15 protein-coding genes are annotated in these 14,497 nt (G+C 33.4%); 12 read left to right on the top strand and 3 right to left on the bottom strand.

Going from position 1 to position 14,497, the window contains the following annotated elements; translation table 11 throughout:
• Positions 1 to 19: 19 nt before the first annotated feature.
• From HS129_08710 to HS129_08665, 10 genes are all read left to right on the top strand, one after another.
• On the top strand, positions 20 to 1,381 hold the full coding sequence (locus HS129_08710; GenBank protein MBE7412124.1) for a FliI/YscN family ATPase: 1,362 nt from the start codon (positions 20 to 22) through the stop codon (positions 1,379 to 1,381).
• The gene (gene fliJ, locus HS129_08705; GenBank protein MBE7412123.1) at positions 1,378 to 1,950 is read left to right on the top strand and encodes a flagellar export protein FliJ; all 573 of its coding nucleotides are present in this window, start codon (positions 1,378 to 1,380) and stop codon (positions 1,948 to 1,950) included. The genes HS129_08710 and fliJ overlap by 4 nt, the downstream gene beginning before the upstream one ends.
• Positions 1,916 to 2,104, top strand: a complete 189-nt coding sequence (locus HS129_08700) for a hypothetical protein (GenBank protein MBE7412122.1) — start codon at positions 1,916 to 1,918, stop codon at positions 2,102 to 2,104. Before fliJ ends, HS129_08700 begins: the two co-directional genes overlap by 35 nt.
• A gap of 17 nt (positions 2,105 to 2,121) precedes the next feature.
• A complete protein-coding gene (locus HS129_08695) occupies positions 2,122 to 2,775 on the top strand; it encodes a flagellar protein FlbB (protein MBE7412121.1) in 654 nt (217 codons plus the stop codon).
• Positions 2,772 to 3,161, top strand: coding sequence for a transporter (locus HS129_08690; protein ID MBE7412120.1), 390 nt, complete (start codon positions 2,772 to 2,774; stop codon positions 3,159 to 3,161). The genes HS129_08695 and HS129_08690 overlap by 4 nt, the downstream gene beginning before the upstream one ends.
• A gap of 106 nt (positions 3,162 to 3,267) precedes the next feature.
• Entirely contained in the window at positions 3,268 to 4,860 is a 1,593-nt protein-coding gene (locus HS129_08685; GenBank protein MBE7412119.1) for a flagellar hook-length control protein FliK, read from the top strand.
• 19 nt (positions 4,861 to 4,879) lie between these two features.
• The gene (locus tag HS129_08680) at positions 4,880 to 5,596 is read left to right on the top strand and encodes a flagellar hook capping protein (GenBank protein ID MBE7412118.1); all 717 of its coding nucleotides are present in this window, start codon (positions 4,880 to 4,882) and stop codon (positions 5,594 to 5,596) included.
• Between the two features lie 30 nt (positions 5,597 to 5,626).
• On the top strand, positions 5,627 to 7,021 hold the full coding sequence (gene flgE, locus HS129_08675) for a flagellar hook protein FlgE (GenBank protein ID MBE7412117.1): 1,395 nt from the start codon (positions 5,627 to 5,629) through the stop codon (positions 7,019 to 7,021).
• Between the two features lie 343 nt (positions 7,022 to 7,364).
• The gene (locus tag HS129_08670) at positions 7,365 to 7,547 is read left to right on the top strand and encodes a hypothetical protein (GenBank protein ID MBE7412116.1); all 183 of its coding nucleotides are present in this window, start codon (positions 7,365 to 7,367) and stop codon (positions 7,545 to 7,547) included.
• Positions 7,537 to 8,286, top strand: a complete 750-nt coding sequence (locus HS129_08665; GenBank protein MBE7412115.1) for a lipase — start codon at positions 7,537 to 7,539, stop codon at positions 8,284 to 8,286. Before HS129_08670 ends, HS129_08665 begins: the two co-directional genes overlap by 11 nt.
• 4 nt (positions 8,287 to 8,290) lie before the next feature.
• Here HS129_08665 and mutS read toward each other — a convergent pair whose 3' ends face one another.
• Together mutS and HS129_08655 are read right to left on the bottom strand one after the other, a co-directional pair.
• The gene (gene mutS / locus HS129_08660) at positions 8,291 to 10,825 is read right to left on the bottom strand and encodes a DNA mismatch repair protein MutS (protein MBE7412114.1); all 2,535 of its coding nucleotides are present in this window, start codon (positions 10,823 to 10,825) and stop codon (positions 8,291 to 8,293) included.
• Positions 10,809 to 11,453, bottom strand: coding sequence for a phosphoribosylanthranilate isomerase (locus HS129_08655; GenBank protein MBE7412113.1), 645 nt, complete (start codon positions 11,451 to 11,453; stop codon positions 10,809 to 10,811). The genes mutS and HS129_08655 overlap by 17 nt, the downstream gene beginning before the upstream one ends.
• Positions 11,454 to 11,574: 121 nt before the next feature.
• Between HS129_08655 and HS129_08650 the strand changes: the two genes are divergently transcribed.
• Both HS129_08650 and HS129_08645 read left to right on the top strand, forming a co-directional pair.
• A complete protein-coding gene (locus HS129_08650; GenBank protein MBE7412112.1) occupies positions 11,575 to 12,273 on the top strand; it encodes a polyphenol oxidase family protein in 699 nt (232 codons plus the stop codon).
• A 48-nt stretch (positions 12,274 to 12,321) separates the two neighbouring features.
• The gene (locus HS129_08645; GenBank protein MBE7412111.1) at positions 12,322 to 13,821 is read left to right on the top strand and encodes a sodium:solute symporter; all 1,500 of its coding nucleotides are present in this window, start codon (positions 12,322 to 12,324) and stop codon (positions 13,819 to 13,821) included.
• On the opposite strand, the gene HS129_08640 is transcribed toward HS129_08645, so the two are convergent.
• Positions 13,813 to 14,433: a hypothetical protein gene (locus tag HS129_08640; GenBank protein ID MBE7412110.1), complete on the bottom strand. Its 621-nt coding sequence runs from the start codon at positions 14,431 to 14,433 to the stop codon at positions 13,813 to 13,815. The two genes, HS129_08645 and HS129_08640, sit on opposite strands and share 9 nt — an antisense overlap.
• Positions 14,434 to 14,497: the final 64 nt, after the last annotated feature.

Genomic DNA, 14,497 nt, shown 5'->3' with positions numbered 1-14,497 from the left:
TAATGAGACATAAACCCGAATGATTGAGAAAAAATTTACAGAAAAAGTAGATGTGCTCTCCAAATACCAATTGGTTTTAGACAAAACTGAAACTATTCGGAAAAGCGGGCAGGTAGTTGAAGTGGTCGGAAACGTAATTTACTCTCAAGGTCCACCAGATTCAAGAATTGGTGAAATTATGGATGTCGAAAAATTTGACAAAAAGGGTTATCTACAGTGTGAGATTATAGGATTTGACGGTCATAAATATACACTTATGCCTTTTGGTGAAGTAGAGGGAGTTTTTCCTAAGGCTTTTGTTTTTTCCTCAGGAAAAAAACTACTTGTAAATGTTGGAGATGAGCTTTTGGGAAGGGTTTTGAACGGGGCAGGCAAACCGATTGACGGGAAGGGGTTAATTTTTACTAACGAAGAAAGGCTTCCTGATAACGATGTAGCCAATCCTCTTGAAAGACCAATTATTAAAAATATTTTATCAACTGGGATTCGTGCGATAGACGGAATCCTAACTGTAGGCAGGGGGCAAAGAATTGGAATTTTTTCGGGTTCGGGTGTAGGGAAATCCAGCTTACTCGGAATGATTGCAAGATACACAGATGCAGATGTGAACGTGATTTCGCTTATTGGAGAGCGTGGAAAAGAAGTAAATGAATTCTTGGAAGTAGATTTGGGAAGAGAGTCTTTAAAAAAATCGGTAGTAGTAATTGCAACCTCGGATAATCCAAAAATTCAACAAATGAACAGTGCACTGATAGCAACTTCCATAGCAGAATATTTCAGAGACAAAGGGCTTCATGTCAATCTACTCATGGACTCATTGACAAGATTTGCACAAGCCAACAGAGAAATCGGTGCGTCTTATGGAGAGCCTGTAATTACAAGAGGATTTGGTCCGAGTGTATTTGCAAAATTGGCAAAATTAGTAGAGAGAACAGGAACTTCAAAGACAGGTGGAACAATTACTTCATTCTATACAATCTTGACAGAACCGGATGAAATGAATGATCCAATTGCAGATGCAGTGAGGGGGCTTTTGGACGGGCATATAGTTTTGACAAGAAAACTCGCAGAGAAAAATCACTATCCTGCTATTGATATTCCGGCTTCAATTTCAAGAGTAATGCCGCGAATTGTATCGGAAGAACAACTGATGTTTGCAGGTTTAACAAGAGAGTTGATTTCCATTTATGAGAATAGTGAAGAGTTGATTAAGTTAAATGCTTATGTGAAAGGCTCTGATCCAAAGACAGACATTTCAATTGAGAAAAAAAACATCATAGACGAGTTTTTAAAACAAAAAATCGAAGAAAGAAGTTCTTATACAGCAACACTTTCCTCTCTCAAAAATATATTTAAAGAGAACAAGGAAGAAGTATTTTGAAGAAGTTTAAATTCCATTTAGAAACTGTTTTGAGACTTAGGAAAATGAAGTTGGATGAAAAGTTCCGGGCACTTGCAGAAATTGTAAGTGTAGTGAATTCATATAAATTGCAGATTCAGGAAAATGAAAAAGAAATTGAAATATCCAGAATGCAATTAAATGAATCTGTACAAGCAGGAGCCGACCTAACTAATTTTCGAGCGTTCGATGCCTATATGAAAAGGCTGTACGTAGAAATTGAAAACTATTTTGTGGAAATAGAAAAACAGAATTCTGCTTTGAATCAAGCAAGAATAGAAGTAAATGAAGCGATCAAGCAAGTCAGAATCATAGAAATACTAAAAGAGAAAAAAATTAAAGAATTCAATGATATGGTTTCTAAAGTTGAAAGAAATGAAACTGAAGAATTCAACACGATAAGTGCATTAAGGAGAAAGCCAAATGGAGATAACAAGGATAAATTTTTCGGTTTTGTCGGATCTGCGACAGAAGAGTCAGATGACCATGAGCGAGAATTTACAAAAAAAGAATCAAGTGAGTTACAAAAACTCTACAATAGATTTGCATAATTCGTCAGAAAATCGTGGGGCTTTTTGGAAACTTTTTGAAAAAAATCTTACTGAAACAGAAGTTTTAAAAAAATCTCTTGTTTCTTTGGATTCCAATGTAGCAGAGCTTCATAGAAAAATATCAAAAATGGATTCAAAATTTAAAACTGAATAGTTATAAGGAGATAGCGTATGAGTGGAATTACTGAAAAAGCAAGAGCATTCTATTTAATTGTATTAATTTTATTTTTAATATCAATTGGATTTTTTGTATTTGATTACTTTCAAGTGATCAATGCAGATGAGATATTTCCATTTTTGTCCAAGAAACCTGCCATAGTAAATCAAGATGAAGAGTCTCCCACTGAAATTGAAAAAATAGAAATACGGAAGAGTAAAGAAAGATTATCTGAAGAAATTGAAGAAGTTGAAAATATCAGAAAATCACTTGCGATGGAAAAAGAGAAATTAGAAGCAGAAAGTGAAAAATTAGAGCAAATGAAACTCGGAATTCGTCAAAAAGAAAAAGAAGTCAAAGAAAAAGAAGAGGCTGAAAATTCTAGAAAGAATAAAATTAAAGTGTTAGCGAATAAGGTTGCTAACATGCCTCCAGATTCTGCGGTAGGGATGTTAAAAAATTGGCCGGACAGCGACATTATCGATGTGTTTAAACAGATGGATAAAGACGCAGAAGAAGAGGGAAAACAAACGATCACTACATATCTATTAACATTATTTACACCTGAGAGAAGGTCGGTGATTACAAATAAATGGTTGGATAGTGAGTCTGATAAAGTAGTGGATGAAAAGATCAGTTTTAGTAGCGAGGAAAATAAATCAAATTGAAAACGGTTGTAAAACTTATATTTGGAATTCTTATATTTCAAACTTTACTATATTCAGAGAAGAAAACGCCCTTGCAAAAAGTTACTATGAGCGATAGTGTTTATAATAACTTTAAATTAGCTAAAGGAAAAATTATTGAGGTTGAAGGAGAGGTTATTCATGTATTGTATTCGGGTCAATCTGTTCGATTTGTAATGGCAAAGAATTTGAAGAACCCGGTAGTGATTGAGTCTTATGACCCGGAATTAATAAACGGTGCAAAGGTGGGGTACGGTTTTCGGTTGTGTGGGGTGTTTTTAAAACATAGGAAATTTACAATTCAAGAAAAAAAAATGAGACTTCCAGTAATTTTGGTAGAAAGCAAAAAATGTTCGGAAGGGCAATAAGATAAGTTTGTATTTTTTTTTAAGATGAGACATAGTATTTATAAACAGGAAGATAAATATTTAAAGATTTTTTGAGAAATAACGATGTTCTTTAAGGGAGATCGTTATGAGCCTTGTAAGGGAAGTTGGTCATTCAGATTTTTTGAAAAAGGAAGAAGCTCTTCCATCATCACAATTAAAAAAAGAGAATTCTGGAAATAGTTCTTTTTTAAATATACTAAAAAATATTCAGTCCTCTGCACAAATACTTATTAGCGATACTAATATAAAAGCAAATGAAAGACTTTCTAATGAAAAACACGAGTTTGAAAACTTAGAGAATCCTATAGTCAAAAAAGAAGAAATAGAAAATAAAAAAACAGAAACTTCCTCTGATGATAAACCTGACACATTAGAAGAAGAGAAAGAAGAAAAAACAAATTCTAAACAAAATAGATATTCTATTTTTAAAGGACAGATTGAAAAGGCTGCATCTAAATTGACTGAGGTACTGGTGGCAAAAGAGCCTTCTGAAAACTTAGAGAAGTCAGAGTCAAAACAGGAAAAGCAATTTGATTTTCGAGAATTTGTAGAGAATCTGTTGTTTGAAAAAAAAGTCTCTAAGACAGATGAAATAAAAATAGATAATAACATTTCCGACGAAACAATTTCAGAATTTGAAGATTCAGAAAATGAAGACGATTTTTTAATAGATGATCCTCGGTTTTTCAATTTAGAACTTTTTCAATATTCGCAGGAAATTCTCGAAAAGGATTTTTCAAATGATTCAATTGCAGGTGAAGAATCTATAGATGAATTTGAACATAGAGAAAATCCGAATAATTCAGAAACCATAAAAATATCATTTAAGCAAGATATTTCTTCTCCAAAGAACAACGAAGGGTTAAACGATTTTTTAGACAGTGAAGATGAATCAAAAACAATTGAGATGAAATCGGAAAAACTCCAAGAAGAAAAATCACTCATAGAGAATGGTGCATCTGAAAAAAAGAATAATACACCTGAAAAAGAAGTAAATGTTTCATTTTTAGATAAATCGAAATGGCAAATTAAAAGAGAAAAAGAAGAAATACACAATTCTGAGAGAGTGAAGTCAGAAAACTTGGAAGCCAAAGGCATAAACTCCTTAAAAGATTTTAATTCATCTAATGAAAAAGAAAGAGGTAGTTTTGACGATAAAAGATCGGGTCAGTTCTTTTTTCATAGTACCGTGTCTTTGAAGGACAAATCGACACAAAAAATACAACCCAATGAAGAGATGTTGAAATCTGAAAAGTTTCAGAAGTCACTGAATAATTTAGTGCGTCAGGCGAAAGTGCATATTGTTGAAAATGGAAAAAGCTCTGCACAAGTATCTTTACATCCAAAGGAACTGGGAAAAGTTTTATTGAATGTAACAATTGAAAAAAACAGAGTAGAAGGAAAAATCGTGGTGGAATCAGAAACCGTAAAAGCTGCGGTAGCTACTGAAATGGCAAATCTAAAAATTGAGTTGAAATCTGTTGGTTTGAGTTTAGACAATCTTCAGATAGAAGTAGGTGGCAATGGGAATTTTATGAATTTTGCAAAAGACGATAACTTTGCAGAAGAAAAAGAGGGTAGTTTTAGAGGTAACAATAAACTACAAGAAAAATCTATAGAAGAAAATGGCATTCTGGTTGAATCACTTTCTTCAAATATTTTGGATATAAAAATTTAATTCCTTGGAGAAATAATTCATGCCTGATATACAAACAACTCAAAATTCTGAAGCAGCAAGAGCTAGGTATTTAGATTCGGATAAAAGATTCGATCTAAAAAAACATCTTGAGAATTTAGATAAGGAAGAAAAGGGAGGGTTGAAAGGAATCGAAATTCGATCCGGTCAAAAGCAACTTGGAAAGGATGATTTTCTGAAACTTCTAATCACACAATTGTCCCATCAAGACCCTACAAGCCCTGTGAAAGATCAAGATTTTATTGCACAGATGGCGCAATTCTCCAGTCTAGAGCAAATGAAAAATATTTCTTCTGGAATTTCTAAGATGGAGTCAAGGCAGAGCTATTCTTTAGTAGGGAAAATAGTGTCCGGTCCTGATTTTGTGAATGGCGAAAGTATTGTTGGTATAGCGGGAGCTTTATTTTTTGATTCGGATGGAAAAACTTTTGTCCGTGTAAACGGGAAAACAATCGATGTAAATCAGATTACTCTCATTTCTGATCCTGCAATATTAAACAAAGAAGAAAAACCTGTTTCGGTATCGTTTCCTAAATCTGATAAACACGACCCAAAGTCGCCTAACGTCCAAACTCAAGGGAGAGAGAAAACTGAAGTTATGAAAGAAGACGCTAAAGTGAATGAAGCAAATGAAAGTTCCAATAATTTAAAAGAGAAAACTTTGGAAGATTGGAACTTCCCGGGCAAAAACAATTCTAGTGGAAAAATATATGAATAAAAATAAAAAATTTTGGAGAGGTAAAAATTTATGATGAGATCTCTTTATTCCGGAGTGTCTGGATTAAAAAACCATCAGGTAAGAATGGATGTGATTGGAAATAATATTTCGAATGTAAACACCCATGGGTTTAAAACGGAAAGAGTCACGTTTCAAGACATGATTTCACAAGAGCTTATGGGCGCATCTGAGCCAAAGGAAAACATTGGTGGTGTGAACCCTCATCAGGTAGGGCTTGGTGCTCTAATTGCAACGATTGATAAAATTATGACTCAAGGAGCTTTGCAAACAACAGGAAAGAACACTGACGTTGCAGTTTCTGGTGAGGGATTTTTTATCGTGAAAGATGGAGATAAATCTTTTTATACTCGCGCAGGCTCATTCAACGTGGATAAAAATGGGAACTATGTGAACCCTGCCAATGGTTTAAAGGTACAAGGATGGAACAGTCGTTTGGATGAGAATGGAAATAAATTTATCAATTCATCTGCATCAGTAGAAGACATTGTAATTCCACTATACTCCAAAGAAGCCGCTAAGGCAACTAAGCAGGTAGATTTTCAATCTAACTTAAATTCATCTGTTCTATCTGTTCCATCAGATGCCACAGAAGAAGATCGTTTGAAATTTATAAATGACCCCGATCCAAAAAAAAGAAGAGGGCATGTTACTTCCATTAATGTGTTTGATGATCAAGGAAATGAAAGGCAACTCAGAATGGAGATGTGGAAGGTTAGGGATAATGTTTGGAAAGCAAGAGTATCTTTAAATGAAGCCTCTCAGGTTTCGATTGATGTCGCTGCGACAGGTGGACAAAATACACAAGTGCCCGGAAATACAGAAATCGAACTTGGATTTTCTCCCGATGGCAAACTTGTATCGGTTGGTGATGGAACAGACACGCAAAATACCGGAAAGCTGTCGGCTAACGTATCATTTCGGATTGATGGAAATCCTGCTGTTCAAACTTTTTCTTTAAATTTAGGTGAAGCCAACAAGATTACAGGTGTTACTCAGTTTTCTTCTGACTTTACTACAAAGGCGGTAAAGCAAGACGGCTACCCTATGGGTTATATGGAATCATTCTCTATAGATAATTCTGGAACAATTACTGGAGTTTTTTCAAATGGAGTGAAGCAGCCCTTAGCAAGAATTGCAATGGCTACATTTACAAATCCTGCCGGATTGAATAAAGCCGGAGATACCATGTTTAGCTATTCCATAAACTCAGGTGAGCCTAATATCGGTGAAAGTGGAATTGCAGGTAGAGGAAAAATTAATGCGGGTCTGTTAGAAATGTCAAATGTAGATCTTTCTGATCAGTTTACAGACATGATTGTAACTCAAAGAGGGTTTCAAGCAAACTCTAGAACGATTACAACATCAGATCAGATGATTCAGGAAGTGCTTGGTCTAAAACGATAATAGAAGAAATAAAATAATTTGAAAAATGCTTTAATAGATGACGCGTCTGCAAAAAGTCTTTCTTGGAAATAGATACGATGAAATACTTAGAAAAATCGACATTTACTAGCGTTGCCCGGCTCTTTGCTATCAAAGGACTGGGCAGTAGCGTCATAGAAAATTCTATTAAAGCACTTTTTTTTAAGAAATAAAAGGGAATAGGAGAAAAATTTAAAATTCTATCGAAATTTCAAAATTTTATGAATAAATATTTAATAAAATTTAGAAAATTAGACATGTCTAATTATTGAATTAAATCTTATAAAAAAAATAATGGTTTTTAGGAGATTATTGGAGAAAGAATATGAAATATAAAATCGAAATCAATAAACTAAAAAACGGTTATATTGAAGCGAAACTTATTGATACAAATACCAATAACCCGATTGAATTTAGAATTTGTGATACTGACGAGTATGTTCAGTCTCAAATTGCAGATTGGCACAAAAGGTTTAGAATGAATGAACCTACGGATGATGGCAAATAGACTAATTCTTTTTTTTGTTGTTTTTTCTTTATCCTTAGGGTGTTCATCCTTCAATCGTATTTTTCAAAAAGACAATTATAATTACTACTCAACTGAATTTCAGTGCTCGGATAAATCAGGCTGGCACGATGCAGCTAAATTTGAAGCCTTTCACACAATTTGGAATTTAGTAAGAGCCACATACAGAGAAGAAAATAAAAAAATAAAAAATTCGGATGTAGTCATTGTGGGCAATAGTTTAGTTCACCTATTTTTACCGGAGTTAGTAAAACAAGAATTTCCCGGAGTCAGTATTGTTCAAAGAGGAATCGGTGGAGATATGAGTGATTTACTCATCGAAAGGATTTCGGATAACGTACTCAATCTAAACCCTAAAACCATAATTATTGAAATTGGTGGAAACGATCTGATAAACGGAAAATGTCTATCCTATCTTGAAAAAAATATTTTAACTCTAATCGAAAAAATTCGTAAGGAAGGCCCTGCTGTAAAAATCATTTTTATTTCAGTCCCTCCTACAAAAAATATTTCCTTAAATTCTATTGTGCCCGTTTACAATCTATTTTTATCCGGTCTCCCTAAGAAGTTTTCATCTTTATATTTTGTTGATGCTTGGAGTGAAATGAGAGAAAAGGATTTACCTATTATCAAGGAAGAGTTTACCAGACCCGGAGATAAAATTCATTTCAACGAAAAAGGATATGGAGTCTGGGGTCGTCTCATTCGGCCACTTTTGTAAACCCTTATTCCTTCGATAGTCTGACAAGTTTTTCTAAGATTTTCATAGAGTCCAAAGGGGTTGTCTCATTTAGATTCAATTGCTCTAATGTTTTTAGTATTTCTTTTGTAGAAGGATTTTGGTCATCGTTTTTTGTTGGGAATAACAATTGCTCGGTGGTAGAGTGAAATTTGATTTCGCGTTTTTTAGATTCTAGTCCAATTAAAATATCTCTTGCTCTTTCTATAATTTCTAAAGGGATTCCTGCAATCTTGGCTACATAGATACCAAAAGATTTTTTTGCTTTTCCTTTTTTTACTTTTTTTAAGAATATAACCTCATTATCTTTATCCGTTGTGTCTAAATACAAATTAAAGATTCCTTCTTCTCTGTCTAATTCAGTCAACTCATGGTAGTGGGTTGCAAAAATAGTTTTTGTTCTAACTTCGTTTATCTTATTTTTACTCAAAAATTCCAAAATTGACCATGCTATACTCAAGCCATCGTAAGTTGAAGTTCCCCTTCCTACTTCATCAAATAAAATTAAACTCTCCGAAGTTTTGTTGTTTAGGATATACGCAGTTTCTTTCATCTCCAAAAAAAATGTGGACTCTCCCTCTGTTAGATTATCCCCTGAACCGATTCTTGTAAATAATTTATCAACAATAGAAAGATTTGCGTTACTCGCTGCAACGTACGATCCAATTTGAAATAAAATTTGGTTGATTGCAATTTGACGCATAAAGGTAGATTTTCCTGCCATGTTGGGTCCGGTAAGAATGGCGATAGCATTTTTCTCTCTGTCTAAGTCTAAGTCATTTGAAATAAATTTTTCCCCAATTGGAAGATAGTTTTCTACAACAGGGTGTCTTGAGTTTGTAATACTGAGTTTTCCTTGGTCGTTTACTTCCGGGCGAATCCATCTATATTCATCTTTGCACAAAGAGAGAGAAAGTGTGTAGTCTAATTCACCAAGCTCTTCAGAAAGTGAAAGAATAGAGTGAGATTCAGAAAGCACTTTTGTGACCATTCGGTCAAATTCTTCTTTTTCAATTTCTTGTATATCGGTGTCTGCACTTAAAATTGTTCTTTCGATTTCTTCTAACTCAGGGAATGTAAATCTTTCAGAGGTAACTAAGGTTTGCTTTTTTAAATATTTTTTTGGAGCTGACATTCCTTGTGCTCTGGACAACTCGACAAAATACCCAACGATTTTGTTGTAACGAATTTTTAAAGTGCTAAGACCAGTAGAAATTTTTTCTTTTTCTTCTAACTCAATGATCCAATCTTTTCCTTTCGTTTTCGCCTCTCTAGATTTATCCAATTTTTCATTAAAGCCCGATTTAAGAAAAATTCCATTTCCTAGTACAACTGGAATCTCTCCTTCGTGTAATCTTTCTTGGATATAATTTTTTAATTTATCTAAATTGGAAACAGGAAACTGAAATGGATAGTCTATTTCATTCAAATTTTTTGAAATCAAAAATCCGGTCTCTATGTTTTGAATGATTGTACGAAAATCTCTCGGAAGGGCTTTTTGTCCTCTAAACCTAGAGAGTATTCTTTCTAAGTCGGAAATTTCTGAGAGTAGATTTTTGATTTCGTTTTTTACTCTTTTGTTTTGTTCAAACTTTTGGATTTTTTTCCATTGATCATGGATTAGATTTAGAGATCGGGTAGGAAAAAGAATTTTTTTCTTTAAGACTCGTTTTCCTTTTTGAGTTTTGCATTTATTCAGTATAGAAAATAGGGAGTGGTCTTTTTCGTTTTGTCCTTCAACTAAGTTTAGATTTCTCACCGTATCTTCGTCTATTTCTAAAGTTTCTGTTTCGTCCATGAACTTTGGATTGTTAAAAGTAAAATCAATATTTTGATAATTAAAATTCAAATAGGCTTTGAGAATTTTCTCTATTAAGGTAAAATCATTCATATTCTCTAAAGAATCTTTTTCTAAAATGGGATCGTTTAAAATAGAGACCATTGCCATCTCATTCGGAAAATTTATATCCCAGATATTCTTTTGAGAATTCAGAATTACTATTTCCTTAGGAGAAAATTTAAAAATATAAGATTTGAGTTTGATTATATTATCTGAGTGTATTTTTATATACTCTAATTCAGACGTAGAAATATCAGCCAAAGCTAAGAAATTATATTTGGTGGAAAAAAAAATAGCACATAAGAAGTTGTTCTGATAACCCGAAAGAAGGTTGTCTTCTATAACTGTTCCAGGAGAAACCACTCTTACAACTTCTCTTGAAAGTAATTTTGTATTTCCGTCAGTTTTCTTTTGCTCACAGATAACTATTTTTTTGCCTGCACTTAGGAGTCTTGAAATATAGTTATCGGCTGCATGATAGGGGAGTCCACACATGGGTATTTGATTTTGTCTTTTAGTGAGTGCGATATCTAAAATAGAGGAAGCGATAATTGCGTCATCTAAAAACATTTCATAAAAATCTCCCATACGAAAAAATAAAATTCCATCAGGGTATCTTGATTTAATTTCAAGAAATTGCTTCATTGCCGGAGTGTTTAGTGCTTCAGAATCTTTTTGCATTTTTGATAAATGTGCTAATTTTCTCCTTGTCTTTTATTCCTCTTGTCCTTTCTACTCCACTTGCAACATCTACTCCAAATGGCTTTAACAACTTCACGGCTTCAGCTACATTTTCAGGAGTTAGCCCACCTGCAAGAAAGTAATTTCTCCTAACGTCCTTGATATGACTCCAGTCAAAAGTCTTTCCTGCTCCTCCACCTTCTCCTTTTGTGTAAGTATCTAAAATAAGTAGCTCAGTTCGAAATTGAGTTAAATCGCTGTCTGAAATTGAGTTTTGTACTCCAATAGAATAAATTATAGGAGTGTCTAACTTCAAGGTTTCTGTTTTTATAAATTTGTCTTCGGCAATCAACTGAACATAGTCACACTGTATTTGATTGCAGGTTGAATAAATTTCTTCGGAGGTATTTTCGAAAAACAGATTTACTATTTTCATATTTTTCTTTTCGGAGTGCTTAAAATATTCTTGGATCGAATTTAAAATTTCTAAAGCAGTTGACAACGAGATTTTTCGCGGGCTTTTTGGAGAAAAATTTAAGCCAATAAAATCAGCTCCTTCTTGCGCACAAAACACGGCTGTGTCTATATCCATGATCCCGCAAATTTTTACTTTAGTTTCTTTTGGCATAGATTTCTTATCTGAAAAATTAGATTTAAGATGGGTAGAAAAATTTCTACATAAAAAAATCGTTTATGATAAATTTTCTTTAATTGGTTTTTTTTTCTTAGAGTGAAATTCTAATGGCATTATGGTATTGAAAAAATTTCAAACTGAATATGGTAAAATTCATATACAAATTTTAGGTCAATCGGATTGGAAAATTGATAACAATTCCAAAATGGAAAATACGCAATTTATAGGCATTAGAGATTTTATTCATAACGCTGTAAATCATCCACACGACAAAATGTATTCTGCAAGGCAAGTTCATGGTGGTAGAATTCTGAATAGCTCTGAATTGCAATCCAATACAGAAGAGGAGGGAGATGGCTTGTGTAGCTACCACACGAGTCATCTTTTGTATATAAAAACTGCAGATTGTCTCCCATTGTTTTTTTGGTCAGATACAAATCCTGTTTTTGGAGTTTTGCATATCGGTTGGAAGGGTGCGAGTTTGCATTTTGTAGAAGACTTTTTTTTAAAAATGAAGATTGAAATGCCTGAGATTTCTTTTTGGAATATTTTATTCGGTCCAAGTATATCTATGAAAAATTATACAGTACAGGAAGACGTTGCAGTATATTTTCAAGACGGTGTAAACTCTCTTCAAAAATTTACTGATGGGTTCAAGTTAGGTGTGAAAGAATACGTGAATGAAAAATTAGAGAACTTGCCTTGTTCGTTTCATTTTTATGATTTAGGAATTTGTACTTACGAGGATAATAATTTTTTTAGTCACAGAAGAAAATGTTTAGGAAGAAATTTGAATTTAATTTGGACTACTTAAAAAATAGAATCTTCAAAAAAACAAAGAAATCAAATTGAATGAGGGGCAATGAATTTTACTATAATTGATGTATTTGTGATAATAGGATATTTTGGATTTGTTTTGTATATTGGATTTATATATAGAACAAAAAATACCAGTACCTCAAAAGATTTCTTTTTAGCTGGAAAGAATATGTCGTGGCCTTGGATAATGCTTTCTATAGTTGCGACGGAAACATCTTCTCTCACTTTTTTAAGCGTTCCGGGAATGTCTTTTAAGTCTAACTTTGCCTTTTTACAGATTGTATTCGGATATATTGCGGGCAGAGCATTTGTAGGCTATGTAATTCTTCCAATGTATTTTAAGGGGGAATATTCAACTGTTTATGAATGGGTCGGGATTCGTTTTGGTAAGTCGGTTCAAAAAGCGATGTCTTCTATATTTTTGATTACAAGAGTATTGGGAGATGGGGTGAGACTGTACGTTACCTCTATTCCTATCGCACTTCTTTTAAAAGCATTCTTACCGGATTTTAGTGAACACTCTATTGGAATTATGACCTTATTATTAATTACAATTGCTACCTCTCTTTACACGGTATTTGGTGGTTTCAAATCTATTGTGCTGACTGACTCTTTTCAATTTTTTGTGTATATCGCAGGAGGAGTTTTTGCTTTTTATTTAATTTCAAACTCTCTTTTAAACTCCGAAACTTTTACCGGTTTGTTTTCCAAAGGTATTTCGGATAGTAAGCTGAAAATTTTTCATTTTGATTACGAGAATTTATTCAAAGAGCCTTACTTTTTTTTAAACGCATTTTTCGGAGGAGCTTTGATTTCTATTGGATCGCATGGAGTAGATCAGATGATTGCTCAGAGAATTCTTGCTTGCAAAACAAAAGAAGAGGGAAGACTTGCTTTAATCGGATCAGGTATCTTGGTGCTCTTACAATTTGTATTATTTCTTTCAATTGGTTTCATGCTATTTTATTTTTATAAAAATACTGACCTTATACCGGATAAGGTTTTCTCAAAGTATATTTTAGAGAATATTCCTACAGGTATCTTAGGGTTGATTATCTCTGCAATTTTAGCAAGTGCTATGTCCACTCTATCCAGTACAATCAATTCACTTTCTCTTTCTTTTCTTGTGGATATAAAAAGTACTTCAGTTGAGTCCGGAGATATTAATGTAAAAGATTCCAGACTTGCCAGTCTCTTTTGGAGTGTATTGTTATTTTTTAGTTCCCTATTTCCTTTTTATTTATCTGGAAACTACCAAGAAGGACTACTCGAATTAGGTTTAAAAATTGCATCCTTTACTTTTGGTCCGATGATAGGATTATTTTTTCTTGGAGTGTATTTTAGTAAGCGCACCAAAGTTTTCCTTCACCCAAAAGGCATACTTTTTGCTCTATTTTTTGGGCTTATCTCCACAATGGTATTTGTGCATATTTGGAAACCTGCATTCACATTGGTGATTCCATTTGGAATTATTTTTTTCTATATTTACTTGATTGTATTTTTTGTAATTTTAAGAAGTCGAAATCGGAAGCTCTTATCCTGAGATTAAGGATTCAAGATCAGAAGTTTCAAAAAAACTCACCCCTGTTCTCGAATCTTCTAAATAGGCAAGAGTTCCTTCTACATAATCATCTAAATAGTGCTTAGTATTTTTATAATTTTTTAATATTGATTCTAACTTTAATTTTTCTTCTTCGGTAAGTCTATTTTCCACTAATAGTTTGGATAAGGCAATTACCCCAAATGAAGATTTGTATTCATCGTTGGAATTTGCGAGTTCAAGAAGTTCACCCACGTCTATATCGCTAAATGAAGGTAGAAGTCCCGAAACCAATTCAATTGCACCGATTGGAATTCCCCTATCCATCGACTTGATATAATTTATAACAATCCGGTACGCCTGACTGTCTCCGATATGACTTAGAGCATAAAATATTCCTGATAGTAGCTTATTGTGTAAAGCCCAAATGAGTTTTCCTGAATCAGCATCTCTCATAATTTGATAAATCGCCGACCAGACATCTTTATCGTTTGCTTTGGCTCTTTTTTCGAATTCTTCGAAGACTTCTTTCGTGAAAATACCTTCAGATTCTTTTTTTAATAGGTCGATTATTTCAAGGCTATTTGAGGGGAGCTTGATTTTACCAGATTTCATTTCGGTCAATTATAGATCAGGCACTAAGTTTTTGCAAGAAAAAATATAATAAATCACCGATACT

The organism is Leptospiraceae bacterium, from assembly GCA_015075105.1.
In the GTDB taxonomy this organism is placed as follows: domain Bacteria; phylum Spirochaetota; class Leptospiria; order Leptospirales; family Leptospiraceae; genus JABWCC01.
Note: the sequence above shows the minus strand (reverse complement) of the source record. Positions and strands in the feature narration are given on the sequence as shown.

Bases quoted from the DNA above. Each gene is read 5' to 3' on its own strand.
- HS129_08710 (MBE7412124.1), top strand. From the start codon at position 20: ATGATTGAGAAAAAATTTACAGAAAAAGTAGATGTGCTCTCCAAATAC.
- HS129_08695 (MBE7412121.1), top strand. From the start codon at position 2,122: ATGAGTGGAATTACTGAAAAAGCAAGAGCATTCTATTTAATTGTATTA.
- HS129_08685 (MBE7412119.1), top strand. From the start codon at position 3,268: ATGAGCCTTGTAAGGGAAGTTGGTCATTCAGATTTTTTGAAAAAGGAA.
- HS129_08680 (MBE7412118.1), top strand. From the start codon at position 4,880: ATGCCTGATATACAAACAACTCAAAATTCTGAAGCAGCAAGAGCTAGG.
- flgE (MBE7412117.1), top strand. From the start codon at position 5,627: ATGATGAGATCTCTTTATTCCGGAGTGTCTGGATTAAAAAACCATCAG.
- HS129_08670 (MBE7412116.1), top strand. From the start codon at position 7,365: ATGAAATATAAAATCGAAATCAATAAACTAAAAAACGGTTATATTGAA.
- HS129_08665 (MBE7412115.1), top strand. From the start codon at position 7,537: ATGGCAAATAGACTAATTCTTTTTTTTGTTGTTTTTTCTTTATCCTTA.
- mutS (MBE7412114.1), bottom strand. From the start codon at position 10,825: ATGCAAAAAGATTCTGAAGCACTAAACACTCCGGCAATGAAGCAATTT.
- HS129_08655 (MBE7412113.1), bottom strand. From the start codon at position 11,453: ATGCCAAAAGAAACTAAAGTAAAAATTTGCGGGATCATGGATATAGAC.
- HS129_08650 (MBE7412112.1), top strand. From the start codon at position 11,575: ATGGTATTGAAAAAATTTCAAACTGAATATGGTAAAATTCATATACAA.
- HS129_08645 (MBE7412111.1), top strand. From the start codon at position 12,322: ATGAATTTTACTATAATTGATGTATTTGTGATAATAGGATATTTTGGA.
- HS129_08640 (MBE7412110.1), bottom strand. From the start codon at position 14,433: ATGAAATCTGGTAAAATCAAGCTCCCCTCAAATAGCCTTGAAATAATC.